Raw genomic sequence first — 26,629 nt, forward strand, 5'->3', positions numbered from 1 at the left:
CCTTCGTGTCCATCAGCGCCGAGAACACGACCCATGAATCAATCGCCGCCGCGCACGAGGCCGCAGGCCATCAATTGCCCGCGCCCACTCCGGAGGAGCAGGCCCAGCTGGATCAGCTCTACAAGGACTTCGACGCGGAGAATTTGATCCCCTTGTGGACCGAGATCGGTGACCTGATGCCGATGGTTCCCACCCCGAAGGCCATCCCGCATGTGTGGCGTTGGAATGATCTGTATCCACTGGCCGCCCGTGCCGGAGATTTGGTTCCGGTGGGTCGGGGTGGGGAACGCCGCGCCATCGCCCTGGCCAACCCGGGCCTGGCCGGCACACCGTACGCCACACCTACCTTGTGGGCTGCGATCCAGTACTTGGGCGCCCACGAAACCGCGCCGGAGCACCGCCATTCGCAGAACGCTTTCCGTTTCGTGGTGGAGGGCGAGGGCGTCTGGACAGTGGTGAACGGTGACCCTGTGGCCATGCGCCGCGGTGACTTCCTGCTCACCCCCGGCTGGAACTTCCACGGGCACCACAACGACACTGACCAGCCGATGGCCTGGATCGATGGGCTGGACATCCCGTTCGTGCACTACGCGGACGCCGGGTTCTTCGAGTTCGGTACCGAACGCGTCACCGACGAAGCCACCCCGGACATCTCACGCTCCGAGCGGCTCTGGGCCCACCCGGGCCTGCGACCGCTCTCCGGGTTGCAGGACACCGTCAATTCCCCGATTGCTGCCTACCGCTGGGAGCACACGGATGCTGCCCTTCGCGAGCAGTTGCTCCTGGAAGACGAGGGCCACCCGGCCACCGTGTCCCAGGGCCACGCCGCGATCCGCTACACCAACCCGACCACCGGCGGGGACGTGATGCCCACCATCCGGGCCGAGTTCCACCGACTGCGGGCCGGGGCCTCCACCGAGCCTCTCCACGAAGTCGGCTCCAGTGTGTGGCAGGTCTTCGAGGGCACCGGAACCGTGATCCTGAACGGTGAAACCAAACAATTGGCCAAGGGCGATCTGTTCGTTGTGCCGTCCTGGCAGGAATGGTCCCTAACCGCGGAGACAGAATTCGATCTTTTCCGCTTCAGCGACGCCCCCATTTTCGAACGCCTGAACTTCAACCGCAGCTACACCGAAGGACGCAAGTAATGAGACTCCTCACCCTCCGCACTTCTGAAGGCACCCGCGCCGTCCGCCAGGACGGCGACACCCTCACCGAAATTCCGGGGTTCGCCGACGTCGGCGCCCTGCTGCGCGATCCCGCGTGGGAAGCCACGGCGAAGGCGGCCAACGGCGCAACCCATGCAGCCGACGGCGCCGACCTCGCCGCCGTCGTGCCTTACCCGGGGAAGATTATCTGCGTCGGCCACAACTACCGCAACCACATCAAGGAGATGGGCCGGGAGATCCCGGAGTTCCCCACCTTGTTCGCGAAGTACCAGGAATCGCTGATCGGCCCGAACGACGACCTGCCGCTGCCGCAGGAATCGGACACCGTGGACTGGGAAGCCGAACTCGCAGTGATCATCGGCAAGCAGGGCCGCCGCATCGCCGAGGCCGACGCGAAAGAGCACATCGCCGGGTACGCGGTGCTCAACGACATCTCCATGCGCGACTACCAGTTCCGCACCATCCAGTGGCTGCAGGGCAAGACGTGGGAGAACTCCACGCCGTTCGGCCCGGCCTTGGTCACCCAGGACGAATTCACCGCCGGCCCGCTCATGACCTCGGCCGTGGACGGCGAAATCCAGCAGTCCACGCCCACGGGCGACCTCGTGTTCACCCCGGAGTTCCTGGTCTCCTACATCTCCACGATCATCACCCTCAATCCCGGGGACGTGATTGCCACCGGCACGCCCGGCGGCGTTGGCCACGCGCAGGACCCCAAACGGTACCTGCAGGAAGGCCAACTCCTGGTTACCACCATCGAGGGCCTGGGCCAGCTGAACAACCGCGTGGTCAAGGAAGCCTGATGGTCGCGCGCCACGACCTCACCACCGATCCGCGCCTGCAGGAGGACCTCCTGCAGGCGCGGCGGGGTACCGCATTCTTCGCCCGAAAGCTCAACGAACTCAGCGACGCAGAGCTCGACGGCGGCACGCGCCTTCCCGGCTGGACCCGCCGACACGTCGTGGCGCATGTCGGGTACAACGCCCGGGCCCTGGCGCGGCTCATCGAATGGGCAGCTACGGGCGTGGAGACCCCCATGTACTCCTCACCAGAGGCCCGGAAGCAGGAAATCGACTTCGGCGCCACGCTGTCCCCGGTCGCCCTGCGGAACCTCTTCGACCACTCCGCCGTGCACCTGTCCGTGGAATGGCGCGACCTCCCGGACACATCATGGGCCCGTGAAGTCCGCACCGCCCAAGGCCGCACCGTGCCGGCGTCGGAAACCGCGTGGCTGCGCACCCGCGAAGTCTGGATCCACGCCGTGGACCTGGACAACGGTGCCACCTTCAACGACATTCCAACGCCCGTCCTGGAACGGCTCCTCACGGACATCACCGGCGCCTGGCGCACCCGTGGCACCGATACCGGGCTGCTCGTCAGGGTGGACGGAAACAACGTACCGTTCGGCGACTCCAGCGCCGCGGACCCCACGATCATCACCGGGCCCCTGCCCGCCGTTGTCGAATGGGCCGCAGGGCGAGGCAGCAACGGAGTAACCGCTGCCGGACCAGCCGCTAACGAAAGAGTTCCGGCGGCTCCTCAGTGGATCTAGCAAACTCTTGAGATGCTGGAGGGGTGACCACACTTTCGATGGACGCGCCGCGGACCGCCCTGAGCTGGAAACTCTTGCCCGCGGCGCTTCTTTCGGTGTCCGGAATCCCGTTGTTCGCCCTTGGCATCGACCTGCTGGGGTACTCGCTGATTGCTTTGGGTTTGGTCACTGGAGCCTTCATTGACCGGGGTTTGCTGCGGCACCTCGCCTTGATCGCCGCGGGGATGGTAATCATCAGCCTGGTGCCGCTCAATGCGGACCTGAGCCTGGAGCACATGGCCCTCATGGGCGGCGCGTTGGCCCTGGCAGTGCTGGTTCCTTGGCTGGTTTCCCGCTTCGCCTACCGGGAACACATCATCAGGTTCCCGGTCAACACCGGCCGAAAGTGGCCCCTCGCGGCGAAGCTCTACCTGGTGGGAGTGGTGGCACTGGGCTACTTCATCCTGCCGGCCTACCTGATCACCACTGGCGTCTACCGAAACTGGCCCGACGCCTCGGACCCCACCATCTTCTGGCGGCTCTTCCTCGGCGTAAATACCGTGGGCATCTGGGACGAGTTGTTTTTCATCTGCACCACGTTCACCCTGCTGCGGCACCATTTTCCGGACTGGTTGGCCAACCTGCTGCAGGCCGTGGTGTTCAGCTCTTTCCTGTGGGAGATCGGCTACCAGTCATGGGGTCCCTTGCTGACGTTCCCGTTCGCGCTCCTGCAGGGCTACACCTTCAAGCTGACCAAGTCCTTCACGTATGTGGTTTCCGTCCACCTGATCTTCGACTTCGTGCTGTTCCTGGCGCTGGTGCACGCCCACAACCGGGAATGGCTCCCGGTCTTCCTTTACTAGGAATCCGCCCATAAGACGGTATACCTAACAGGTACTTTTCGGTGCGCCTAACTTTCCGCTATCCTCCTAGTATCACTACGCCCCAATGATGAGGATTGACCATGGCAGCACCCACCCTGGAAAAACGAGCAGCCCCCGGCCGCGTCTGGTCGCGACTGCTCCTGCTTGGCCCTGCCTTTGTGGCAGCCATTGCTTACGTCGATCCGGGAAACGTGGCCGCGAACCTCACTGCGGGCGCCAATTACGGCTACCTGCTGGTTTGGGTCCTGGTGGTAGCCAACGCCATGGCCGTACTGGTGCAATACCAGTCCGCCAAGCTGGGCTTGGCCACAGGTATGAGCCTCCCCGAAATCCTCGGCAAGCGCCTTGGCACCAAGCGGAGGCGTGCCTACTGGCTGCAGGCGGAAATCGTTGCCGGTGCCACTGATATGGCCGAAGTGATCGGCGGCGCCGTGGCACTCAACCTGCTGTTCGGCCTCCCCCTGCTCACCGGCGGCGTCATCATCGGCATCGCATCCATGCTTCTCCTCGCCCTGCAATCGCGGAGGGGGCAGCGCTCCTTCGAGTACGCCATCCTGGTGCTGCTCGGGGTCATTGCAGTCGGCTTCATGGCAGGCCTTTTCGTCAGTCCGCCCGATGCCGGCGAGGCCCTGGGTGGCTTGCTCCCGCGCTTCGAAGGCACTGACACGGTACTGCTCGCCGCCAGCATGCTTGGCGCAACGGTCATGCCCCACGCCATCTACCTGCATTCGGCCCTCGCCCGTGACCGGCACGGGTTCTCCCCGGATCCGGTGGTGCGTACCCGCTTCATCAAAGCCACCCGGTTCGACGTCGTCGGCGCCCTGCTGCTGGCCGGCGTCGTCAACATCTCCATGCTGCTGCTTGCGGCCACCAGCCTGCGCGGGATCGAGGGAACGGACACCATCGACGGAGCACATGCAGCCGTCACAGCAGCGCTTGGTCCGGCAATCGGCGTCGTCTTTGCCATCGGCCTGCTGGCCTCCGGGCTGGCCTCTACCTCTGTGGGTTGCTACGCGGGCGCCACCATCATGGGCGGTCTGCTCAAGGTCCGCGTACCGCTGCTGGCGCGCCGCGTGATTACGCTCATCCCGGCACTGATCATCCTTGGCGCCGGAATCGAACCGACCCTGGCGCTGGTCCTGAGCCAGGTGCTGCTGAGCTTCGGCATCCCCTTCGCCCTGATTCCGTTGATCCGACTTACGGGCAAGAAGGACGTCATGGGCATCCACACCGACTCCCTGCCGCTGAAGATCGCAGGCTGGACCAGCGCCACCCTGATCGTCGGCCTGAACTGCGTGCTGATTACCCTGACACTGTCAGGTCAGGGCTAGGTCCGGCTCAGTCGGCTTCGCAGAGCAGGTGGTGCCAGGCATCGGCCAGTACCTCCAAGGCATGCTCCCGGTTGGGTTCAAGCTTGCGGCGGGTCCAGAGGGTGGCGACGTAGTCCAGTTGGGTGAAGGCCAGCGTGCCACGGATGTGGTGCGTCTCCGGATTGAAGCGTCCCGCCTGCTCCAAGCCCCGGACGATGTCCGAGATGACTTCCTCATGCCAACCGTCCACCAGTTCCCGCACATCGCGGTCCACGGCGGCGGCCTCGTCCAGCACATCCAGGTATGGGCGGAAGACCGGCCAGAGGGCAGCCCGCGACTCGAGCCACTCCCGGATGCCGTCCAGTTCGCCGGCCTTCACCACGTCCACCAGTTCGGGCGCGGTAGAAGCGCTGTCCGGGCCATTCGCACGGTCCAAGACGGCGTTGACGCGGCCCATGAAATCCTTCATCAGGTCCGCACGCGAGGGGTAGTAGGCATAGAACGTCACCCGGGTGGTGCCCGCAGCGGCCGCGATCTCGTCAATAGTGGTGGCGGCGTAACCCTTCTCCGTGAACAGCTCCAGGGCACGGTCGATGATCGTGTCTCGGGTCAGCTGTTTCTGGGCTTCGCGCAGGGAGGACATGGGCCAATCCTATCGGTGGGCTGCTACCGTCCTGGAGCCGTCCGCCACAGGACCTGACTGGGCCAGGCGGCGGAGCTTCGGGATCGGTATGCGGTAATTAATGGCTGCGGCCGTTCCCCCGTTCACGGGATCGACCCAACGCATCAGCAGCGATCCGCTTTCCTGGCCCGGCTCGCAATAATCCGGCTCGCCGATCACTGGCGTAGGCCCAAGGACCTTGAGCGAGAGCCCAAACCCTTCGGTCCAAAAGTAGGGCCGTACGTCCAGTTCGGGCGCCGCGTCACCCAGGAGAAGTCCGACGGCGGCCGCTTTGGCTTGGTCTATGGCGCTCGTCCACAGCGGGACGCGCCGCAGTCCCTGCCGGGTGGGGATGAAGGCAACGTCACCGGCGGCGACGACGTCCGGCCGGACGCGGCCCCGGGAATCCGCCCGGAGCGTGCCGTCCACGAGGAGCCCACTGCTGGCAAGCCATTCGGTGTTGGGCTGGTCTCCGATGGCCACCACCACGAGGTCGGCCTCCAGTATGGTGCCGTCCGCCAACGCAACGCGGGCGCCGCCGTCGGGGTTTTTCGACCCCTCCAGGAGCCGCGCCGGACCGCCGCCAGCGAGCTTCAGGCCGCGGGCCCGTGCTGCCGTGGTGAAGATTCCGGCCAGATGGTGTCCGAGTTGCTTCGACAGGGGCCGGGCGTCGGAGACGAGCGTGACGTCGCAGCCAGCGTGCAGGCAGCCCGAGGCCACCTCCATGCCGAGCGGGCCGCCGCCCACCACGATCACCGAGGGCCGCCCAGAGACCCGGCGTTTCAGTGCGCCTGCGTCCTCGAGAGTGCGGAGGGTAAGGACGTTGGCGGCGTCGTCGGGTGTGCCCGGTAGCTGCTTCGGGCGGGCCCCCGAGGCGATCACCAAGCCGTCGTACGGAAGGCGTGTGCCGTCGTCGAGCGTCACCAGGCGGGCGTCCACGTCCAGGCCGGAGGCACTGACGCCCAGCAGTTCGGCAGCCCCGTGGGCCGGTTCCGGGAGTTGGTGGGCCCGCACCCCACCCGCCACGCTGCCGTCGTCGCCGTGCAGCAGCGCCTTGGAAAGCGCCGGGCGGCTATAAGGCCGATGGCGCTCAGAGCCGACAACCGTCAGCTCGCCGTCGAAACCTGCGCCGCGGAGCGCTTCGCACGCCGTCTGCCCCGCGATGCCGTTGCCGACCGCCACGATTCTTCGCATGCTCATGCGGCCGCCAAACGGAGTGCGGCCACAGGGCAGACGCGCACCGCTGCCCTTGCCGCCTCGGCGTCCGCACCGTCGACTTCCGGCACGTCGATGAGCAACTCGCCGTCGTCGTCCAGGTGCATCAGCTTCGGTGCGGCTTCCTCGCAGAGCCCGTGCCCTTCGCAACGTGGCCGGTCGAGTTCGATCCTCATGCCGCCACCACCTTCAGGACGTCAAGCTTTTCGTGGCTTCGCGTGATGTTGCTGGGAAGACGCAGTTCCCCGCCGATCTCGAGCGACTTGACCCGCCGGGCAAGGGCATCGATGACGGCGTGGGCCTCCAACTTGGCCAGGCCCTGGCCGGCACATCCATGCGGTCCGTAACCGAAGGAGAGGTGGTCCACCGGGTTGCGGGTGATATCGAAAACGTCGGGGTTGTCGTAATGCCGGGGATCGCGGTTGCCGGCACCGAAGAGGATGCCGAGCTGGGCGCCCGCGGGCACAAGTACGCCGTCGATCTCCACTTCGCGGGTGGTGGTCCGGCCCCAGATGTGCACGGGAGCCCAGTAGCGGAGCACCTCGGCAAAAGCAGCGGGGACCAGCTCGGGGTTTTCCCTGACCAGGGCCAGCTGCTCCGGGTGCCGGGCGAAGAGGGCCACGATGTTGCCGATGGAGGCGATGGTGGTGTCCACGCCAGCGCCCAAGTACTGGTGGATGATGTGGCCGGCTGCGCCTTCCGGGATGTCGCCGCGGGCCTCCGCGTCGAAGATGCCGCGGCCAATGGATCCCTCGGCGAGGTCCCCGGCCGTCACGGAGGAGCACCAACCGTAGAGTTCCCCGGCGATCGGGAAGCTTTCCTGCGTGCGCTGGTTCAGCGGGCCGATCACCTGCATCGCGGCCTGTCCCCAGCGCAGCATGTTCGCTTTCACCGGTCCCGTGAAGCCGATGAGATCGGCCACGATCTCCAGCGGGAAGGCGCGCGCCAAGGAATCGACCGCGTCGAAGCTGCCCTTCTCGACGAGCTCCTCCACGAGCTGGTCCGCTTTTCCGTCAATGACAACCTTCAGGCCGCGGAGGGCACGGGGTGTGAGGTTGGCGGACAAGGTGGCTCGGAGTTGGGTGTGGACGGGCGGATCGGAAGCGAGCGAAGTTCCCTGCAAAGCCTCGTTGACCATGGGATTGAAGCCGAGGCTGGTGGACGAAAATGTTGCCGGATCCGCGAGGACATCCCGGATGACGTCGTAACGGGTGAGGGCGTAGAGATCGTCTTTGGGCAGGTACACCACGCCGGCTTGGTCCCGCAGGGTGGCGTAGGCCGGGTACGGGTCCACCAGGACGGCGTCATCCCAAATATCGAGGGGGGATTCTGTAGGTGTGCTCATGGTTCTGCTCCTTCGTGGGAGTGGGTTTAGACGGGGGCGTTCGCGGACGCTTGCGCGGCTTCCTGGGCAGGCGCATGGGCAGCTGCGGACGAACGGTTCGAAATGAACAGCGTGAGGGCAGCGGACACGCTGGCCGCGATGGCTGCAACGAGGTAGACCACCTGGAATCCCTGGCCGAGGGAAACACCTGCCGCTCCTTGGATCTGCGGCTGCGCGGAAGCGAGCGCCTGGACCATGCCTTGAACGGCTTCCCTGGGCGCTCCGCCTGCCGCGGCTTCGCCGGAGAATTGGGCGATGACGCCGTCCCACCCGGAGAGGAAGCCCAAGGGTGGCACGTGGCTGAGTCCCGCTGCGGCTTCAGCAGGCAGGCCTGCCCCGCCAAGGATTCCGGCCAGCGGTCCGGCAAAGGCGGTTGCTCCCACACCAAACGCGACGGCGGAGCCGATCACGGGACCCAGGGCAAAACCGAAATCGCGGAGGAGATTGGTGGTGGCCGAGGCCATGCCGATGTGGTGCGGTTCCACGGTATTGATGGCGACGGCGGTGATGGAACCGACCGTCAGGGCGAAGCCGACCCCCAGCATCAGCAGCGGTGGAATGAAGGCCGTCCACGCGGTGCCGCCAAATGCCTCAGGCGTGCCCAGGGAGAACGTGGACAACCAAAAGCCGGAAAGCGCCATGAAGCCGAAGCCGGCGGTGAGCGCCCAGCGCGGAGCTACATGGTGGATGAGCCATCCGACCACAGGGATGAGGACGAAGGCCGGTCCTTGGATGAAGACGAACAGCACTCCCACCTTCCAGGCCTCCGCAAGGGCCAGGCCACCCACGGCGACGCTGGTGCTGTAGCAAATGGCCAGGAAGGCGAACATGCCGGTCATGGCCACGATGCCTGTGATGGAGTAGGCGCGGTTCTTGAAGAGGGACAAGTGGATGAGGGGATCGTCGCTGCGCATTTCAATGACCACGAAGGCCACCAGCAGGACCCCGCCGAGCACGTAGCTGGCAACAACCTCCCAGGCGGCGAAGCCGGCGTCGACAGCCTGGACCGTGGCGAACAGCACCGCGATGAGGCCGAGCGCCAAGGTCACCTGGCCTGGCAGGTCAAGTTTGCGTGAACTGGCGACGGCGGAGTCCTTCGCCTTGAGTGCCACCAGCAGCACCGCCACGGCGATCCCGGCTGCGACGTAGTACGCCACACGCCAACCGCTGAATTCAGCCGGGGCGCCGGGCCCGGCGGCGGGCACCGTGAAGAACTGGGCCGTCAGCCCTGCGAGCAACGGCGAGATGACAGCGCCGAGTGACAGGAACCCCGCCCAGGTGGCGATGGCTTTGGCGCGGGCGCGGTGGTCCGGGGTGATGGCGGCGAGCATGGACAGCGAGATCGGGAAGAGGATGCCAGCGCCGATGCCGCCAATCGCTTGGGCGGCGATCATCATGCCGGTGCTGGTGGCCAAGGCGGCCACTACCGAGCCCGCGATACTCAGGGCGGCACCGGCATAGAGCAGCTTCTTCCGGCCGAAGAGGTCACCCAACAGACCCCAACTGAGTTCGAAGACCACGATGCCCATCATGAACATCCCCGCGATCCAGGTCAGTCCCGCGCCCGACGTGTGGAATTCGGCTGCGAACGTGCCGTTGAGAGCGCCCGGGAGTGCGTTGGTGATTTGGGCGAGGGTGACCGCGCTGTAGGCGGCAACAAAGGTGGCACGGGCCGAGCCCTGGCTTGCCACTACGGGGGTTTGGCTCATCGATGAAACTCCCTTGTTTCGGGTCGATTGACCGTTTCGGGTCGATTGACCGTTTCGGGTCGATTGGTGGGGAGGGGTGTGATGCATCACAGTCTGGATGAAAAATTTACACTATGTCAAGAGATAATCTCTCAGATTATTTACTTGACACAATGTAAAGAAATCGGAGATGCTGTTTCCTCCACACAGCTACCCCGGACTTCAAGGGAGAAGCCAATGACCCAACCCCTCAGCCCCGACAGCGCAGAAATCGCCGGGAGACCCGCCGCCACGGACCTGTCCGCGCGGACCGTCAACACCGTCCTCGGCCCGGTCTCCGCCCACGAACTGGGCGTGACGGCAGTGCACGAAGCGCTGCTCTCGGTAGTTCCGGGCGCCCAGTACGCTCCGGATATTTCCATGGACCGCGCGGAGATCTTCGAGGCCCTCGCGGCCGAGCTCATCGATTTCCGCAGCCACGGCGGCCGGACCATCGTGGACAGTACCGGCATGTTCCATGGCCGGGACGTCACCCTGTACGAGGCACTCTCCCGCTCCACGGGCGTGCACATCATCGCGTCAACGGGCATGGGCCCCGAAGAGATGCTCGGCGGCTACTTCCTGACACCGCAGACCAATCCGCCCACCCCGTGGCCGGCCGACAGGTTTGCGGAGCTTTTCAGCAAAGAAGTCACCGAGGGCATGGTGGTCCCGCGCATTGAACGCAGGGGCAGTGCCGGCCTGGTGACCACCACGGCAGACCGCAGCGGAATGACTCCCACGGAGGAGAGCCTGTTCCGTGGCTCAGCCCGGGCTGCGCTGCGCACGGGAGCTCCACTTTCCATCCGTTTCGGCGCGGATGCCCTCGGCGAGTTGGACATCGTCCTGGCCGAGGAACTTCCCGCGGAACGGGTCCTGGTAGGCGGACTGGACCGCAGGGATGCTGCAGACTCCGTGCTGGAGGTTGCCGGCCGGGGCGCGTTCGTGGGGCTGGACCATGTGGGCCTCAACGAAGACCCCCAGTACCTGACTGACCGCGAGCGCGCGGCTTTGGTCCTTGACCTGGTGGAGGCCGGTCATGGCAACCGGATCATCCTGTCCTGCAACGCGGTCGGTGTGGCGAAGTGCCATCCGGAGTACCACCTGCCGTTCAGCCACGTCCTTTCCTCGTTCGTGCCCCTGCTCAAGCAACTGGGCCTCAGTGAAGAGGACGCCCGGCGCATCCTCGTGGACAACCCCCGCGACCTTCTGACTCCTTCCCCAAGGCGGTAACCATGGCAAGAGTAAACACCGTGCTGGGAACCATCCCGGCCGAGGAACTGGGCCTCGTGGCCATCCACGAACACATCGGGTACGGCATGCCCGGCAGCGAGTTGGACACCACCTGGTGGAAGACGCCGGAAGAACGGTACGCGGAGACCGTCCCCAAGCTCCGCGCGTTCCACGAGTACGGCGGCGGGACGTTCGTTGACGCCACCGGCATCTGCAACGGCCGCGACGTGGACTACTACAAGTCGCTTTCCGCCAAGAGCGGCGTGCACATCGTGGCCTGCACGGGGTTCGTTGGCGGGGACACTGCCCTGCCGCATTTTGCCCGTGCCTCGGTGGACTACCTCGCGAAGGTGTTCGTCCACGAGATCACGGTGGGCATCGGCACCACCGGCAGCCGGGCCGGTGTGATCAAGGTGGGTGTGAGCCGCGGTGGTCGCATGACTGATTTGGACAAGCGCATCTACCGCGCGGCCGCCCGCGCCTCCGTGCAGACCGGGGCGCCGATCCTGACCCACCTCGCGATCGACGCCGAGAACGCCATCGCCATTTTCGCCGAGGAGGGACTGCCGCTGGACCGCGTCCTTTTCGGCCACGTCGACGACGGTGTGAACGCCGAAAACACGCGGGATACCTGGATTGCGGAGCAGGGCGGTCGGGTTGGCTTCGACACCTTCGGTTACGAAACCGAACTGGAGGACCCGCCTTTCTGGGCCCGCCCCCGGCAGGAACGTCTGGACCACTTCCTGCGGTTCCTCAACGCCGGCCATCTGGACAAGGCCCTGGCCGGCGCGGATGCCAACTGCAGCCCCCTCGGCTGGCCCGGCGTTAAAGGCCACACCGTCAACTACATCTTCGAGGACCTGATCCCGGACCTGCGCAAAGCCGGCCTGGAAGAAGAAGCCATCAAGACCATCTTTGTGGACAACCCGGCCGCGTTCCTCACGCTCCAGGCCTGAGCCCCACCGACCTACCCAAGAAAGCTGAACAAGCCATGGAAATTTCAGACATCAAGAACCTCAGGATCGCCATCATCGGCGGCGGCTATGGCGGCGCCTCCGCGGCCAAGGCCCTGCAGAGCATCGGCGCGGAGAACGTCCACGTCTATGAGCAAGCCCCTGCCTTGGCCCAGGTGGGTGCAGGCATTGGCCTGCGTCCGCCGTCGGTTGAACTGTTCCGCAAGTGGGGCATGTTCCAGGCCATCGAGGCGGTCAGTTCCCCCAGCGACCACCTGGAAATCCTGACCGCGGACGGCGGGCACATCCTGGCCACCGAGGAGTGGCCTTTCATGCACGCCTATGCCCAGGTGAACCACAACCGCATGATCCACCGGGGCGACTTCATTGATGCCCTGCTCGGTGTCCTCAAGGAGGGCACCGTGCACCTGGGCCACAAACTGTCCGGCATCGAGGACAACGGCACGGATGCCACGTTGACGTTCGAGAACGGCAACACCGTCACCGCCGACCTCGTGATCGGCGCCGACGGTATCCGTTCCACCATTCGGCACCAACTCTTCTCGCAGAAGGAACCCGTGTTCTCCGGCGAGCACGCCTACCGCGCCGTCATATCGATTGACGACGCCCATGGCCTTGTCACCGATGACAACCCGCGGTTCTATATGGGCGACAACGGCACCATTGCCTACAACCTGCCCCTGCGCCACCGCGGCCAGCTCTCCTACGACATCACGGCACGCTCCGAGGACGGATCGTGGGCTCCAGAGATCACCACCGACTACCTCGTGAACCTCCTGGAAGGCTTCGACGAGCGGATTATCCAGGTGGCGAAGGAACTGGACCTCAGCACCGTCACGAGCCGCTCCGTCTTCGACATCGACCCCCTCGATTCCTGGCACACCGGCTGTGTGGCGCTGCTCGGCGACGCCGCGCACGCGATGCTCCACCACCAGGGCCAGGGGGCCAATTCCGCCATCCTGGACGCCGATGGCCTGACCGAAGCCCTGCTGCAGGGATCATCGGTGCCAGAAGCGCTGGCTCTCTACCAGACACACCGCAAACCGCTCACGGACGAATTGCAGCGTGTTTCACGCCAAGGCTGGCACGCTGACGCCGTGGAGTCCGCGTTTCCGGCCAACGCCTAGGGGACCCGCCATGCCAATCCACCACGAGATCGCCAAGGTCCTCAGCACCCTGCCCGCTCCCGACGGCTCGCCGCTCGATCCGGCGGCCATGCGCGCGCACGAAGCAGCCCAGGTGCCGCCGCCCGAACAGCGGCTGCCGCTTCCCGACGTCGTGGATTCCCTCGCGGAAACCGACGCCGGGCCCGTGCCAGTGCGCATCTACACACCTACCGGCTCGGCGCAGCATGGGCTGATCATCTACTTCCACGGCGGCGCGTTCTTCCTGGGCAGCCTGGACACGCACGATCACGTTGCCCGTGCGCTGGCGAAGGAAACCGGCCACACGGTGGTGTCTGTCGGGTACCGGCTGGCGCCCGAGGCCGCGTTCCCGGCCGGGCTGGACGATTGCTACGCGGTGGTCCGCTGGGCCGTGGAACAGGAGCAACTCCTGGGCGGGGGCAACCTTGCGATCGCGGGCGATAGTTCCGGCGGGAACTTCGTGGCCGCGGTTGCGGCCAAAGCGCACGACGACGGCTTCCACGGGATCACGCACCAGATCCTGTACTACCCCTCGCTGGACCTGGACTTCGACGTGGACCGTTACGCCTCGCTGCGCGACAACGCCGAAGGCTTCGGCCTGGAGACCGCCGGGCTGGCACCGTTCAATGCCTTCTATCTCGACGGCGGCGCGGAGCCGGCCAACCCGCTCGTCTCCCCGCTCAAACGGGAGGACCTCGGTGGGCTGCCGCCGGCGCTGATCATCACGGCCGAGTTCGATCCCCTCCGCGACGAGGGTGAACTGTACGGACAGCGGCTGGCGGAGGCCGGCGTCGAGGTTTCCGTGAGCCGTTACGCGGGAGCGAACCATGGCTTCGTACAGCACTTCTCCTGGATCCCGGAGTTCCACAAGGTGTTCGCCGAGACGGCGGAGTTCCTCGGCGGGAGACCCGGGCTATGACCAGCGTGCATCCCATCATGTCGCCGTGGGGCCGCTTTGGGCTCTACAGCTTCTTCATCGACGCCCCCGAACCGGCAATCGTGGACACCGGCATCGCTTCCTCCCCCGCTGAGGGAATGGTTCCGGCGCTAGAAGCCATCGGCCGAAGGATCGAGGACGTCCGCTGGATCCTGCTGACGCACGGACACATCGACCACGTAGGTGGTGCCCATGCTTTGTGGGAGCTCACGGGCCGCCGGGCCACGGTGGTGATCCATGAAGCAGACGCCCCCTTCCTGCGTTCCCGGCAAGCGCACGTTGACGAATACCTCGCCGATCGCGGCAAGTACCTGCGGGATCCCGACGGCGGCCTGAAGGTTGGCGCCGCCGCGGAAGCGGTGATTTCAGGGGAGATGGAACCTGGCCTGTTGGTCCGCGGCGGTGAGCGCATCCCGCTCGGCGGCGGCGTTACCGTTTCGGTCCATGCCCTTCCGGGCCACACCCCGGGCTCAGTGGCCTACGTCCTTGACGGCCAGGGAGACGTGTTTGTTGGCGACGCCGTCCAGGCCCACGGCGCGGCCAACGGCTTCCCCGGCTTCGTCGATCCGGACGGCTACCGGGCCAGCCTGGAGTACCTGCGCGACGACGTCCGGCCCGAACGCCTGTACCTCGGGCATCCGTACCGGGACCCCAACGGTGAGCCGTTCGGCGTCGTGCTTGACCAAACGCAGGCGGGACGCGCCCTGGACGCGAGCATCAGCCTTGAGGCGCGCGTCCGGGACGCCGCCCGCGGCTGCCTCGCTGCAGGCCTGCGGGAGACCGATTCTCCCTACTCGCCTTTTGAGCCGGTGGCCAAAGCGTTGGGGTACGACGGCGATCCCTCCTTGGAGCCTTCGCCGTTCTTCACGTCGCTGCACGGCTACCGAACCAATTTCCTGCCGACGGAAGAGTCGATGAAAGAGGAGACAGCAACCCATGGATGACATCCAGTTGATTGACACCGGCAGCGGGAAAATCGCTGTCCGCAAAAACCTCCGCATACCCATGCGGGACGGAGTGCAACTCGCCGCCGACGCCTACCAGGGCGTTGAGGACAAGCCTCGGCCAGCGCTCGTTGCTTTGAGCCCTTATGGGAAGGAACTGCAGGCCCTCGCGCTGACTACTCCTCCACAGCGCAGGCCCAGTCCCATGTGGGATGGCTGCATCGAGGCCGGAGACATCGCCCGCATTGTCGCCGAAGACTATGTGCACGTCATCGGCGACCTCCGCGGTTCCGGCCATTCCGGCGGCGACCACATCGGCAACTACAACGCCGGCGGGGTATCCCTGGGCCAGGACGCCTACGACTTCATCGAGTGGGTGGCCGCACAGCCGTGGTGTGATGGCAACGTGGGCATGGTGGGAATTTCCTACTTCGGGTCCATGCAGGTCCTCGCCGCGGCCGAACGCCCGCCGAGCCTCAAGGCCATCTTCGTCTCGGGCGGGCACTACGACTTCTACGAAACCACCTATCACGGCGGAGTCATGTGGTTCATGCCCCGCGCCGCCCGGGAAGGACGCGGCGGAGACTCCGGCTGGGCGTTCACGGACAGGGTGAAGTCGCGCATGGTGGAGTCGCACACGCCGGCGGAGCTGAAACAACTGGTCCAGAAACGCCTGCAGGACCCGGACATTGCCGCGTGGCCCAACCTGGTCCACGCCCTGAACTACCCCACCAACCACGAGGCCTGGTTCGACATTGTCATGAACCACCTGGACGGTGAATGGTACGAGGAGCGGAACCCCATAACCCTGGCTCCGAACATCGATATCCCTGTGTGGCTGCAGATCGACCAGGGCCGCGGCTGGACCATGGACGGCACCATCGAACTGTTCCACGCACTCAAAGGCCCTAAAAAGCTCGACATCGGCCCGTACCCACCCATGCAGTCCCGGCCGTTCATCGAGGAACACGACAAGATGTTCCGTTGGTACGACTACTGGATCAAGGGCATCGACAACGGCATCATGGATGAGCCCGCGGTCAGTGTCTTCGTGGAAGGTTCGCGCGAGGTGGTGACCTCCGCGCAATGGCCACCCAAGGACGTTGGATTTACGTCCCTCTACCTGCGCCCCCGCGGCAAGCTGTCCACCGAGCCGGAGTTGATGGGCGCGGAATATGCTGCCCCGGATGGCTTCTATCAGGCGCCGCTCACCGTCACGGACAAGGTGGAGATCCTGAGCTGGAGCACTCCGCCGTTCGAGGAAGCCACGGAAATGATCGGCACCGGTGCTGCGCATCTCTTCGTGGAGATCGACCAGCCGGACACCAACTTCATCCTGCGCCTGTGGGACGAAGCTCCGGCCGGAAAGCGGCAACTCATTACCAGTGGCTACCTCAAGGCCTCACACCGGGAACTGGATGGCGAGCGGTCCAGCGAGGGCGACCCCTACCACCCGCACACTCGTTCGGTGCCGGTTGAGCCGGGCCAGGTGGAAGAATACGTCATCCGGCTCTACCCGTTCGCCAATTCCTTCCGGCCGGGGCACCGGCTCACGCTGGAGTTGTCCAACAACGAGCCGCTGGCAGACGAGCACAACGCGTTGCTTCCACCGGATGCGTTCCATTTGCCTGTGGGACGGCCCGTGACGCACAAAATCTTCAGGGATGCTGCGCACCCGTCACGGATCGTGCTGCCCCTGACCCGCTAGCTAGGCGACACCAGCGGCCAGGCCTACGGGCTGCTTCCCGGTGCAGTCCTCGGCGGGCACGTAGTCTGCGTGTCCGCCGGCCAGGCTCGCCTGGCACTCAGCCACGCGGTGTTCAACGTCGCCGTGCACGGCCGAGGTGATGGCTTCCACTACGGCGATCTGGCCGGTGGTGTCCGGGACGCCGGGGAACTGGACCTGCGGAACTTCCTCCACCACGGCCAAGGGGGCTTCAGTCGTGGCGCGCATCCGGACCAGTGCTATCGCGGAAATCAGGAACCAGGCCACGTTGGTGACCACCGACGGCCATGCCCCGTGGACAGCGCCGTTGATCATGAAGGCGACCGCCCCGATCAGGTTGGCCGTCTGGAAACGCCGGCCCGCTTTCAACCAGCCCATGGAGACGCTCAAGTAGGCACTCAGGATGAGTACGGCGCCCGTCCAACCGGCAATTTCCCACAGCAATTCCATGGTGGCCTTTCAAAAATGTGTGCCCGTCGTGCTTAGGTGCTGTGCGGGAAAAAATGGGGAGTGGCATGACTTGCCGCTACCAAATTTATCAACCGGACAGGCCACCGTTCAACAGGTGATCAGCCACCTCACTGTGTGATTCTGCACACGGCGTCCGTAAGGCCCAATCGGCCCCGCCGACCCTCTCTCACCAAACACCCCCTCACCGGCCGACCCTCTCTCACCAAACACCCCCTCACCCGCCGACCCTCTCTCACCAAACACCCCCTTTACCGGAATGCTCTATCAGCTGCACTCCGGCAGCCAACGGCACCCGTGTTTCGCGAGTCCGGCGTACCGCCACGACCCCCTTTGGATGGGGAGAGTGCCGACGCGCCGGGCCAGTGGGCTTCCGACCACCTTCCGGTCGTCAAAGTCGGTGGTAGCGGCACAGCACTGCGTAGCGGATTACGACGGCGGTCGGCTCGCCGGGTAGCGGACGGCCACCAGGCACACCCCGTCGAGCAATCCCCCTACTCCCAGGAATCCTTATCCACTGAGATCTCCTCGGCCATGTCATCCAGGAAATGCATCACCACGTCCCTTTCGGCCGGCGTCAGGCGCGCGGCGGCCAGGAAGCGCCGGGCGTGCTGCCTACCCACGGTTTGCATGGCAGCCTCATGGGTTTCCGGTGTGATGGCGATGGCCAGCGCCCGCCGGTCGGAGGGATGTGGCTGCCGGGTGACATGGCCCGCGCGTTCCAGGCGGTCCAGCAACTTGGTGGTGGACGCCGTCGATATCTGCAACTGGGCGGCGATGGCGCCCGGGGTGGCGATGATGCCGCTGTTCGCAGAGACGATCAGGTAGTGGAGCGCCCGCATGTCCGAGGGGTTGAGCTTCATGTACTTCAGCGAGGCCTCCGACAAGCGCTCTTCCGCGTCGCGCAGCCGGCCCATGGCGGCCATCAGCTGGTTGATCTGCCGCAGGTCGGCGTCGCTGAGCCCACTCCTGTCCACAAGTTGCTGCAACGGATCGTTGGCTTCCATGTCGTAGAGACGGGAGGAGGACGCTGCGTCAACTTCTCCCTTTTTGAGCATGAAAGTATGTTACACCTAACTGCCTACATGGTAGTCTTTTTTCTAGCTTGTCTAGCAATACTCGCGTTGGAGGAAGGCTCACCATGAACACCGCAGAGATGGTTGTCCTCCTGGACGATGCCGGCACGCCCATCGGGGAAGCCCTCAAATCCCGGGTGCACACAGAGGACACGCCCTTGCACCTCGCCTTCTCCTGCTACCTCATGAACCGCGCCGGCGAGCTGCTCCTGACCCGCCGCTCCCCGGAAAAGAAGACCTGGCCCGGCGTGTGGACCAACAGCTTCTGCGGACACCCCGGCCCGGGTGAAGATCCGGAGGAAGCGGTCATGCGGCGGGCGCGCTTCGAACTCGGGACAGACATCACCCGCCTGGAACTGGCCCTTCCGGACTTCCGCTACAGGGCGGTTGACCCTACGGGCGTAGTGGAAAACGAACTCTGCCCCGTCTACGTTGCACAGATCCATGGTGAACTCCAGCCCAACCCCACGGAGGTGGCGGACTGGGTGTGGGTCTCGCCGGATCTGTTGTCTGGAGCACTAGAACACACAGCCAGCGCGTTCAGCCCATGGCTCGCCCTGCAGTTCCCCCAACTCCTTGAGGCGAAGGGCCTCACCCTGGGAGTCTCGGCATGACCACCATGCCGAACATGGTCCGGGCCAGGCCACATCTCTGCTCGGCCATCGAGGGCGAACTGTCCACGCTCATTGGCGAGCGGACCAAGGCCGCTGTCCGGTACGGCCCCGAATTCCACCGGCTGTGGCAGATCGCCGGTGAGAACGTGCTCGGCGGAAAGTTCGTCCGCCCCCTGCTGCTCGTGGAGACCTACGACTCGCTGACGGAAGCAAACGCCCGGGACCGAGGCACTGCCATCTCCATCGCCGCCGCCATCGAACTCCTGCACTACGCCTTCCTGCTGCACGACGATGTCATCGACGGCGACCTCGTGCGCCGGGGACGCCCCAACCTGATCGGGTCCCTCCTTGCAGAGGCCGGCCAACTGCCGCCGTCCGGGGGAAGGCCCGACGCCGGCCGTCCGGACAGCGCCCTGCATTGGGCACAGACGGGCGGCATCCTGATGGGCGATATGCTGCTCGCCGCAACCCACCAGGCGTTTGCCCGCGCAGAACTGCCGCAGGAAATCCGGATCAGGCTCCTGGACCTGCTGGAACACACCATCAATGAGACAGTGGCCGGAGAACAGCTCGATGTGGGCCTTGGAGACGGCATCGTCGCCCCCGAGCTCGAAACCATCCTGACCATGTGCGGCTACAAAACTGCGACGTACACGTTCGAACTGCCCCTGCGCGCCGCGGCGACGCTTGCCGGCGTCGAGCCTTCCACCGAGTCCACTTTGGCGGCGGCGGGCCGCCACCTGGGCCTGGCGTTCCAACTCCAGGACGATCTCCTGTCCACCTTCGGGGATCCGCGCCAGCACGGCAAGGATCCTTTTTCCGACCTCCGCGAAGGCAAGCAAACGGCGATCATCGCCTACGCGCGGAAGACAAGCGCGTGGGCCGGGATCGAACCATGGTTTGGCCGCGCGGACCTGGGCGGCCGCGACGCCGAACGAGTCCGGGAGCAACTGTCCGGGTGCGGGGCGGAAACCTTCGTCCAAGGCCACATCGACCAGCAAACGAATGAATTCCGCAAGGCCATCTCCAGCGCAGGCATCCCCGGCGGAGCCCGCGATGTGCTGCTGGAGCTCGCCGGACAACTCGAAGGACGCCAATCATGAGCCTTGACGTGGACACCTCCTTCAGCCAGTTCACCCGCACCGCCGAACGCGCCGCCAACCAGGTCATCGCGGCGTACTCCACGTCCTTCGGCCTGGCCACGCGCCTCCTGGGTCCGCGGCATCGCCAGCACGTCCGCAATATCTACGCCCTGGTCCGCGTGGCCGACGAGCTGGTGGACGGCGTCACCGCCGAGGCCGGACTGAGCCGTGAGCAGCAATGCGAGGCCCTGGACCACTTTGTGGACGAAACCCACCGGGCGCTGAAGATCGGGTACAGCAGCGACCTCATCATCCACGCCTTCGCACAGACTGCCCGGGTGGCGGGAATCGATGAGACCCTGGTGGACCCGTTCTTCGCTTCCATGCGCACTGACTTGGGCAACCAGGACTCGGCCCCGGCCGCACCGCTCCGCTTCGACGCCGCCGCCCACCAGGGTTACGTCTACGGTTCGGCCGAGGTGGTGGGACTGATGTGCCTCAAGGTCTTCGTGCGGGGCCAGGCCATGGACGACGCCGACGCTGCGGCCTTGGAGTACGGCGCCGGACGGCTGGGGGCTGCTTTCCAGAACATCAACTTCCTGCGCGACCTCTCCGACGACACCACACGCCTGGGCCGCAGCTACCTCGGCACCGCGGACCACCTCGAAGACGCGGACCGTGCCGAATGGGTGAAAACCATCCACACCCAGCTGGCCGATGCCAACGCCGTCATCCCGCTCCTCCCCCACGATGCCAGGGCCGCCGTCCGGAGCGCCCTGGCACTCTTCGCAGCCTTGACCCGGCGGATCGAGCGGACATCCGTTGCCGAACTCTACGAGTCACGGGTCCGCGTGCCCGATGTCTTCAAAGCCGGACTGGCCGCCCGGGCGGTCGCCGCAACCTGGTTGGAACCCCGCGGATGACCAGGACAGTAGTGATCGGCGGTGGCATTGCTGGGCTTGCCACCGCCGCACTTCTTGCCCACGAAGGCCACGAGGTCCAGCTCCTTGAACGGCTTCCGCGGGTGGGAGGCCGCGCGGGAACGCTGGAACGGGACGGCTTCCGCTTCGACACCGGCCCGTCCTGGTACCTCATGCCGCGCGTCTTCGACCACTTCTTCGAGCTGCTTGGAACCAGCACGGAAGAACAGCTGGACCTGCGCACGCTGAGTCCCGCCTACCGTGTCTTCAGCGAACCGGACGACGCCGGCACCCGGCCCGAGCCGGTAACCGTCCCCTTGGGCAGCGATCAGGTCCGGGACGCGTTCGAACGGCTTGAACCCGGTAGCGCCAAGCAACTGAAGGCGTATCTGGACTCCGCCCGGCACACCTCAGACATGGCCGAACGGTATTTCCTCTACAACCCGTTCACCCGGCTCAAGGCACTCCTGCAGCCCGAAGTGCTCCGGGGGCTCCCCGAACTGGCCCGTTTGTTGGCCACGCCCTTGGAGAAGTTCATCGCGCAGCGCTTCCAGCATCCCGTGCTGCGCCAGGTACTGGGCTATCCGGCAGTGTTCCTGGGGACCAATCCCGCCGATGCACCCGCCATGTACCACCTCATGAGCGCCCTGGACCTGGGCGATGGGGTGCAGTATCCGGTGGGTGGATTCTGGGAACTCGTCCAACGCCTTGAAGCCTTGGCCGTGGAGGCAGGGGTCCGGATCCACACCGATGCCCAGGTGCTGCGTATCGCCACCAGGCAGGCCCAACCCAAGGCCCAGGATCGCTTCACGCCACACGGCCATTTCCAGGGTCCGGCACCGTTCCGCAGCAAGCGCTCCCGCGAGGTCACGGGCGTCAAATGGCGGGACGCAAGCGGAGCGGAGCATTTCAGCGTGGCAGACACCGTCGTTTCGGGGGCGGACCTGCATCACACGGAAACGCAACTCCTGGACATCACGGACCGCAGCTACCCCCGTTCGTGGTGGCAGCGCCGGACGAGCGGTCCAGGAGCGGTACTGGTGATGCTGGGAGTCCGCGGCCAGCTCCCCGAATTGCCGCACCATTCACTGTTTTTCACACGTGATTGGCAAGCCAACTTCGAAGCGATCTTCGGCAAGCCTTCGCGGATTCCCGATCCGGCGTCGATCTATGTCTGCAAGCCGAGCGCAACGGACTCCGGCGTGGCACCCGGCGGCCACGAGAACCTGTTCGTCCTGGTACCCGTCCCGGCCGATCCATCGTTGGGTTCAGGCGGGGCGGAGGGCACGGGAGACTCGCGGATCGAGGACATCGCCGACGCCGCCATTGACCAGATCGCCGGCTGGGCGGACATTCCGGACCTCCGCGAGCGCATCGTTGTCCGTCACACGATTGGCCCGGCGGACTTTGCGCGGGACTACAACTCCTGGCGGGGAGGCATGCTGGGACCGGCGCACACCCTGGGCCAGAGCGCCATGTTCCGGGCGCAGAATGCCTCCAAGAAGGTAGATGGTTTGTACTACGCTGGGGCCACCACGGCCCCCGGGGTCGGTGTGCCGATGTGCCTGATCAGCGCCGAGCTGGTCCTGAAACGGATCCGTGGCGACCACAGCGCCGGGCCGAGCCCCGTGCGCCACCGCAGCACCACCCGCAGGACGGTGGGTTGATGGGCTTCGTATACCTGGCAGCGCTGCTCGCCGGCATCGGATGCATGCTGCTCCTTGACCACCGGTTCCGGCTCTTCTTCTGGCACGACGCCAAGGCAGCGGCGATCGTCACCGCCGTCGGGCTGGTGTTCCTCCTCGGCTGGGACCTGGCGGGAATCGGCCTGGGCATCTTCCTGCGTGGCGAAGGGGCCATAGCCACGGGGATCCTGCTGGCGCCCGAACTCCCCCTCGAAGAGCCCGTGTTCCTGCTGTTCCTGGTTCTCTGCACCATGGTCCTGTACACGGGTGCCCGACGGATCCTCGAGAGGCGGGCGCTGGTGCAGGCAACTCCGGGCAGCTCCGCACGGGAGCGGGAGAACGCATGACCTACTTCTGGCTCGCCCTGGCGTTCGTGGGTGCCGCGGCTGTTGCCGGTGCGGCTTTTGCCAGGAGCACGACGGCGGCGCCCGCCATAGCGGCTGGCGGCACCCAACGTGGGGACAGAGAGCGGGACGGCACCGCCAGGGGGCCTTCTGCAGCGCATTGGCGGGCCGTCGGGCTGGCCTTTGCTGCCCTCGCGGTCCTCACGGCGGTGTTCGATTCGGTGATGATCGGCATGGAGCTATTCCACTACGACGAAGCCCATCTCCTCGGCGCAAAGATCGGCCTGGCACCACTGGAGGACTTCGCCTATCCCCTGGCCGCCGTCCTGCTGCTGCCCGGACTCTGGCTGTGGTTGACGCGCCGCACGGCTGCCCAGACGGACGCGGCCACCCCGGAAGGTGCCCGCGACTCCGTGCGCCCCAACCCCCCGGCCCCCTCCGGATCCCGTCCCGCCGGACTGCTTTCCCAGGCCATCCTTGCCTCACGTCCCGTGAGCTGGATCAACACGGCCTACCCCTTTGCCGCGGCCATGCTGCTGACCACCCGGGAGATCGACTGGGTGCTCGTAGTGGGCACGTTCTATTTCCTGATCCCCTACAACCTGGCCATGTACGGAATCAACGACGTGTTCGACTACGCCTCGGACCTGCAGAATCCCCGCAAGGGCGGCATCGAAGGCGCCCTCCTGCCACCCCGGCTGCACCGGCCCATGCTGTGGCTGGCCGCCATCACCAACGTGCCCTTCCTAGTGGTCCTGGCCTTCGCCGGTGGGCCGGCCGCTTGGATCAGCCTCGCGGTGAGCGCCTTCGCCGTGGTGGCTTACTCCGTGGCCGGACTCCGCTTCAAGGAACGCCCGCTGGTGGACTCCATGACGTCCAGTACGCACTTCGTCAGTCCCGCCGTCGTGGGCTTGGCGCTGGCCGGGGCGGACGTAACCGCGGGCCTTCTGATCCTGCTGGCCGCGTTCTTCGTCTGGGGCATGGCGGCGCATGCGTTCGGTGCGGTGCAGGACATCGTTCCGGACCGGCAGGCCGGCATCGGTTCCATCGCCACGGTGATCGGCGCCCGCGCCACGGTGCGGCTCGCCGTCGTGCTGTGGCTGCTGGCTGGACTCGCGATGCTGGCGACGCCGTGGCCCGGGCCGCTCGCGGCCGTGGTGGCCCTGCCGTACGTGGCCAATTGTGCGCCCTGGTGGAACGTCACGGATACGACGGCGGCACGCACCAACAAGGCCTGGCGCCGCTTCATCTGGCTCAACTACGGTTCAGGATTCCTGGTGACGCTGATCCTGATCCTGCAGTGGAGCCTCAGCTCATGATGGTTCGTGGCCGTCGGCGGGTTCGTGGTCGATCGTGTCCAGGGCCTCGCTCATGTGCCGGAGGAAATCCATCACCACGTGGGCCTGCTCCTGGTCCAGTCCGCTGGCAACATCCAGCATGCGCCGGTGCATGGCGCCCAAGGTGTGCCGGACTTCCTGGTCCGACGTCGGCGTGGGCCGCAGGATCAGCGCCCGGCGGTCCGTTGGGTGCGGCTCCCGCCGGATGTGCCCGGAATCAACCAGCCGGTCGATCAGCGTGGTCATGGATGCCGAGGTTATGCCCAGCCGGTCACCGAGGTCCTTCGGCTTCATCACGCGGCCATCGGCCTCGGCCTCAAACAGGTACCGAAGCGCCAACAGGTCCTTTTCACCCATCAGCATGGAGGACCGGGTCCGTTTGCGCATGGCTTGTTCGGACACCCGGTAGTCCCGGAGGGCATTCAGGACGCCAACGGCGAGTTCCTTCTGTCCCGGGTCCTTCCCGTACCAATAGCCCTTGGCGTGGCCGTCTGCGTCCATCCAACAGTCCTTCGCAAAACATGAAGCTCGTTTACCTAGCATCTGATAGTAAGTCCGGAGAGGTCCCTCAAGGAAAGAGGCTCTGCACGTGAAAACGAAAAACTCGGATTTTGTACGCCAAATTTTGGTGACCGTGAGCCTGGTGGTCTGCATCGTCGGCTCCATGATCGGGGTAGGCGTGTTCGGCGGCACGCCCATCGCACAGGCCGCAGGTGGAGCGCTCAGCGCAGACTCCACCCTCCTGGCCCCGGCAACGCCGGCGTTCTCCATCTGGTCTGTGGTGTACACGGGATTGGTGGCCTTCACGGTGTGGCAATGGCTGCCATCGCAGCGAAGCAACCCGCGGCAGCGCTCCCTCGGCTGGGTGGTGGCGGGGTCCATGCTCCTGAACGCGGCGTGGATCCTGTCGGTGCAGGCCGGCTGGCTCCCGGTGAGCGTCGTGGTCATTGTTGCCCTGCTCGCAGTGCTGGTGATGGCCTTCCTCCGCTACAGCCGGAGCCGGGCCTCGTCCTGGGTGGAGGCCGTGGTGGTCGATGGCACGCTGGGCCTCTACCTCGGATGGACCAGCGTGGCCGTGTGCGCCAACATTGCCGCGGCGTTGAAGGCAGCGGGTTTCTCAGGATTCGGGCTGCGTCCGGATGTGTGGTCCGTAGCGGTCCTGGCGGTAGTCGCCGTCGTCGGCATTGCCCTGGCGGTCAAAGGCCACGGCCGGCTTGCGTTGGCAGCCGCCATCGCCTGGGGGCTCGCGTGGATCACGGTGGGCCGCAGTGCCGACGCACCCCAGTCGACGCCCACAGCCATCGCCGCGGCCGTGGCGGCGGTTGCGGTACTGGGAGCCGCGGTAATCGTCCGGACGCGAACGACGGCGGCGCCGGTGCGGGTGCGCGGTGGGCGCGGTTGACCGGCGTGCTTGTTAGCGCCGCGCCATGCTTCTACATTGGAAGCCATGACTGCTGAAGATAAGGCCGAGGACTTCGAACGGTTGGTGGACCTTATCGCCGGCACCGAAGACATCAAGGAGTTCCTGGGCGGGCTCACGGGCTTCTCCGCCGACATGATGAGCCAGGCCACCGGCGTTCACATCGAGTGCGCCGTGACGTTGCGGCGCCGGAAACGCACGGCAACCATCGGCGGCAGCAGTGAGCGGGCCGTCGTCCTGGACCGGATCGAACAAAGCCTCGGGGAGGGCCCTTGCGTTGACGCGTTGGACAGTGGCGTCCCCAAGATCCTGGAGGACGCCGCGACTGATCCGCGCTGGCCGGACTATTCGGAGGCTTTGCTGGCCGCGGGCATCAGCAGCGCACTGGGCGTTCCCATGGACCTGGGCGACGAATCGGCGGCCGTCCTGAACTTCTTCGCCGCCGAGCCCGGGCTGTTCACCAAGAAGACCGTGGATGACGCTGTCCGGTTCGTCACCATGTCCAGTAAGGCACTGCGGCTGGCGGTTCGGATCGCGGCTGCGGACCAGCGCGGCGATGACCTCAAGGCCGCCATGGAGAGCCGGACCGTGATCGACCTCGCGTGCGGGATGATCATGGCGCAAAACCGGTGCTCGCACGACGAAGCCTTCGACATCCTCCGCCGGGCGTCCAGTGACCGGAACCGCAAGCTGCGGGACATCGCCCAGGAGATCGTTAATCGGATGGCCGGGCAGCCGCACACGGCACCGGCACATTTCGAGGACTGACCACTGGAATTGATCAGCAAGCTGCTTATTCTAAACTCGCTTGACGAATTCGGCACGTAATGATTGACATGACAT

27 protein-coding genes are annotated in these 26,629 nt (G+C 65.7%); 19 read left to right on the forward strand and 8 right to left on the reverse strand.

Features of this window, described 5'->3' with window-relative positions:
* Positions 1-5: 5 nt before the first annotated feature.
* From ACIQTZ_RS06080 to ACIQTZ_RS06100, 5 genes are all read left to right on the forward strand, one after another.
* A complete protein-coding gene (locus ACIQTZ_RS06080; RefSeq protein ID WP_402978502.1) occupies positions 6-1,148 on the forward strand; it encodes a cupin domain-containing protein in 1,143 nt (380 codons plus the stop codon).
* Complete coding sequence (locus tag ACIQTZ_RS06085; RefSeq protein ID WP_402978505.1) at positions 1,148-1,972, forward strand: fumarylacetoacetate hydrolase family protein; 825 nt, start codon at positions 1,148-1,150, stop codon at positions 1,970-1,972. Before ACIQTZ_RS06080 ends, ACIQTZ_RS06085 begins: the two co-directional genes overlap by 1 nt.
* Entirely contained in the window at positions 1,972-2,721 is a 750-nt protein-coding gene (locus ACIQTZ_RS06090; RefSeq protein WP_402978508.1) for a maleylpyruvate isomerase family mycothiol-dependent enzyme, read from the forward strand. Before ACIQTZ_RS06085 ends, ACIQTZ_RS06090 begins: the two co-directional genes overlap by 1 nt.
* 38 nt (positions 2,722-2,759) lie before the next feature.
* Entirely contained in the window at positions 2,760-3,563 is an 804-nt protein-coding gene (locus ACIQTZ_RS06095) for a CPBP family intramembrane glutamic endopeptidase (RefSeq protein ID WP_402978646.1), read from the forward strand.
* A 101-nt stretch (positions 3,564-3,664) separates the two neighbouring features.
* On the forward strand, positions 3,665-4,915 hold the full coding sequence (locus ACIQTZ_RS06100; protein WP_402978511.1) for an Nramp family divalent metal transporter: 1,251 nt from the start codon (positions 3,665-3,667) through the stop codon (positions 4,913-4,915).
* 7 nt (positions 4,916-4,922) lie between these two features.
* Here the strand turns inward: ACIQTZ_RS06100 and ACIQTZ_RS06105 are convergent, their stop codons facing one another.
* The 5 genes from ACIQTZ_RS06105 to ACIQTZ_RS06125 are packed head-to-tail and all read right to left on the reverse strand — an operon-like array spanning position 4,923 to position 9,863.
* A complete protein-coding gene (locus ACIQTZ_RS06105; protein ID WP_402978514.1) occupies positions 4,923-5,537 on the reverse strand; it encodes a TetR/AcrR family transcriptional regulator in 615 nt (204 codons plus the stop codon).
* 9 nt (positions 5,538-5,546) lie between these two features.
* Positions 5,547-6,755 (reverse strand): NAD(P)/FAD-dependent oxidoreductase, encoded by a 1,209-nt coding sequence (locus ACIQTZ_RS06110; protein ID WP_402978517.1) that lies wholly within the window; start codon positions 6,753-6,755, stop codon positions 5,547-5,549.
* Positions 6,752-6,946: a ferredoxin gene (locus tag ACIQTZ_RS06115; protein WP_402978520.1), complete on the reverse strand. Its 195-nt coding sequence runs from the start codon at positions 6,944-6,946 to the stop codon at positions 6,752-6,754. The genes ACIQTZ_RS06110 and ACIQTZ_RS06115 overlap by 4 nt, the downstream gene beginning before the upstream one ends.
* On the reverse strand, positions 6,943-8,115 hold the full coding sequence (locus ACIQTZ_RS06120; RefSeq protein ID WP_402978523.1) for a cytochrome P450: 1,173 nt from the start codon (positions 8,113-8,115) through the stop codon (positions 6,943-6,945). Before ACIQTZ_RS06120 ends, ACIQTZ_RS06115 begins: the two co-directional genes overlap by 4 nt.
* Positions 8,116-8,141: 26 nt before the next feature.
* On the reverse strand, positions 8,142-9,863 hold the full coding sequence (locus ACIQTZ_RS06125) for an MFS transporter (RefSeq protein WP_402978526.1): 1,722 nt from the start codon (positions 9,861-9,863) through the stop codon (positions 8,142-8,144).
* 216 nt (positions 9,864-10,079) lie between these two features.
* Here ACIQTZ_RS06125 and ACIQTZ_RS06130 point away from each other — a divergent pair, with 216 nt between their 5' ends.
* Genes ACIQTZ_RS06130 through ACIQTZ_RS06155 form a run of 6 tightly spaced genes read left to right on the forward strand, consistent with a single transcriptional unit; the run spans position 10,080 to position 16,822 of the window.
* Positions 10,080-11,114: a phosphotriesterase gene (locus tag ACIQTZ_RS06130; protein WP_402978529.1), complete on the forward strand. Its 1,035-nt coding sequence runs from the start codon at positions 10,080-10,082 to the stop codon at positions 11,112-11,114.
* Between the two features lie 2 nt (positions 11,115-11,116).
* Entirely contained in the window at positions 11,117-12,070 is a 954-nt protein-coding gene (locus ACIQTZ_RS06135) for a phosphotriesterase (protein WP_402978532.1), read from the forward strand.
* Between the two features lie 35 nt (positions 12,071-12,105).
* Positions 12,106-13,215 carry an FAD-dependent oxidoreductase gene (locus tag ACIQTZ_RS06140; RefSeq protein ID WP_402978534.1) on the forward strand — a complete coding sequence of 370 codons (1,110 nt, stop codon included), beginning with the start codon at positions 12,106-12,108 and terminating at the stop codon, positions 13,213-13,215.
* 10 nt (positions 13,216-13,225) lie between these two features.
* Positions 13,226-14,152 (forward strand): alpha/beta hydrolase, encoded by a 927-nt coding sequence (locus ACIQTZ_RS06145; RefSeq protein WP_402978537.1) that lies wholly within the window; start codon positions 13,226-13,228, stop codon positions 14,150-14,152.
* Positions 14,149-15,114: an MBL fold metallo-hydrolase gene (locus ACIQTZ_RS06150; protein ID WP_402978540.1), complete on the forward strand. Its 966-nt coding sequence runs from the start codon at positions 14,149-14,151 to the stop codon at positions 15,112-15,114. Before ACIQTZ_RS06145 ends, ACIQTZ_RS06150 begins: the two co-directional genes overlap by 4 nt.
* Positions 15,107-16,822: a CocE/NonD family hydrolase gene (locus tag ACIQTZ_RS06155; RefSeq protein ID WP_402978543.1), complete on the forward strand. Its 1,716-nt coding sequence runs from the start codon at positions 15,107-15,109 to the stop codon at positions 16,820-16,822. Before ACIQTZ_RS06150 ends, ACIQTZ_RS06155 begins: the two co-directional genes overlap by 8 nt.
* Here the strand turns inward: ACIQTZ_RS06155 and ACIQTZ_RS06160 are convergent, their stop codons facing one another.
* Together ACIQTZ_RS06160 and ACIQTZ_RS06165 are read right to left on the reverse strand one after the other, a co-directional pair.
* On the reverse strand, positions 16,823-17,290 hold the full coding sequence (locus ACIQTZ_RS06160) for a hypothetical protein (protein WP_402978546.1): 468 nt from the start codon (positions 17,288-17,290) through the stop codon (positions 16,823-16,825).
* A gap of 512 nt (positions 17,291-17,802) precedes the next feature.
* The gene (locus tag ACIQTZ_RS06165; RefSeq protein ID WP_400335675.1) at positions 17,803-18,366 is read right to left on the reverse strand and encodes a MarR family winged helix-turn-helix transcriptional regulator; all 564 of its coding nucleotides are present in this window, start codon (positions 18,364-18,366) and stop codon (positions 17,803-17,805) included.
* Positions 18,367-18,449: 83 nt separating this feature from the next.
* On the opposite strand from ACIQTZ_RS06165, the gene idi reads away from it, so the two are divergent.
* The 6 genes from idi to ACIQTZ_RS06195 are packed head-to-tail and all read left to right on the forward strand — an operon-like array spanning position 18,450 to position 24,348.
* A complete protein-coding gene (gene idi, locus ACIQTZ_RS06170) occupies positions 18,450-18,998 on the forward strand; it encodes an isopentenyl-diphosphate Delta-isomerase (RefSeq protein ID WP_400335678.1) in 549 nt (182 codons plus the stop codon).
* A complete protein-coding gene (locus tag ACIQTZ_RS06175) occupies positions 18,995-20,101 on the forward strand; it encodes a polyprenyl synthetase family protein (protein WP_402978549.1) in 1,107 nt (368 codons plus the stop codon). Before idi ends, ACIQTZ_RS06175 begins: the two co-directional genes overlap by 4 nt.
* Positions 20,098-21,003, forward strand: a complete 906-nt coding sequence (locus ACIQTZ_RS06180; RefSeq protein ID WP_402949780.1) for a phytoene/squalene synthase family protein — start codon at positions 20,098-20,100, stop codon at positions 21,001-21,003. Before ACIQTZ_RS06175 ends, ACIQTZ_RS06180 begins: the two co-directional genes overlap by 4 nt.
* Entirely contained in the window at positions 21,000-22,667 is a 1,668-nt protein-coding gene (gene crtI / locus ACIQTZ_RS06185; protein WP_402949783.1) for a phytoene desaturase family protein, read from the forward strand. The genes ACIQTZ_RS06180 and crtI overlap by 4 nt, the downstream gene beginning before the upstream one ends.
* On the forward strand, positions 22,667-23,032 hold the full coding sequence (locus ACIQTZ_RS06190) for a lycopene cyclase domain-containing protein (protein ID WP_402949786.1): 366 nt from the start codon (positions 22,667-22,669) through the stop codon (positions 23,030-23,032). Before crtI ends, ACIQTZ_RS06190 begins: the two co-directional genes overlap by 1 nt.
* A complete protein-coding gene (locus tag ACIQTZ_RS06195) occupies positions 23,029-24,348 on the forward strand; it encodes a prenyltransferase (protein ID WP_402978552.1) in 1,320 nt (439 codons plus the stop codon). Before ACIQTZ_RS06190 ends, ACIQTZ_RS06195 begins: the two co-directional genes overlap by 4 nt.
* Here ACIQTZ_RS06195 and ACIQTZ_RS06200 read toward each other — a convergent pair.
* Entirely contained in the window at positions 24,343-24,867 is a 525-nt protein-coding gene (locus ACIQTZ_RS06200; RefSeq protein ID WP_402978555.1) for a MarR family winged helix-turn-helix transcriptional regulator, read from the reverse strand. The two genes, ACIQTZ_RS06195 and ACIQTZ_RS06200, sit on opposite strands and share 6 nt — an antisense overlap.
* A gap of 88 nt (positions 24,868-24,955) precedes the next feature.
* On the opposite strand from ACIQTZ_RS06200, the gene ACIQTZ_RS06205 reads away from it, so the two are divergent.
* Together ACIQTZ_RS06205 and ACIQTZ_RS06210 are read left to right on the forward strand one after the other, a co-directional pair.
* A complete protein-coding gene (locus ACIQTZ_RS06205) occupies positions 24,956-25,768 on the forward strand; it encodes a tryptophan-rich sensory protein (protein ID WP_400335689.1) in 813 nt (270 codons plus the stop codon).
* 45 nt (positions 25,769-25,813) lie between these two features.
* A complete protein-coding gene (locus ACIQTZ_RS06210; protein WP_400335691.1) occupies positions 25,814-26,554 on the forward strand; it encodes an ANTAR domain-containing protein in 741 nt (246 codons plus the stop codon).
* Positions 26,555-26,629 lie beyond the last annotated feature (75 nt).

This window comes from Paenarthrobacter sp. NPDC090520 (assembly GCF_044769205.1).
In the GTDB taxonomy this organism is placed as follows: Bacteria; Actinomycetota; Actinomycetes; order Actinomycetales; family Micrococcaceae; genus Arthrobacter.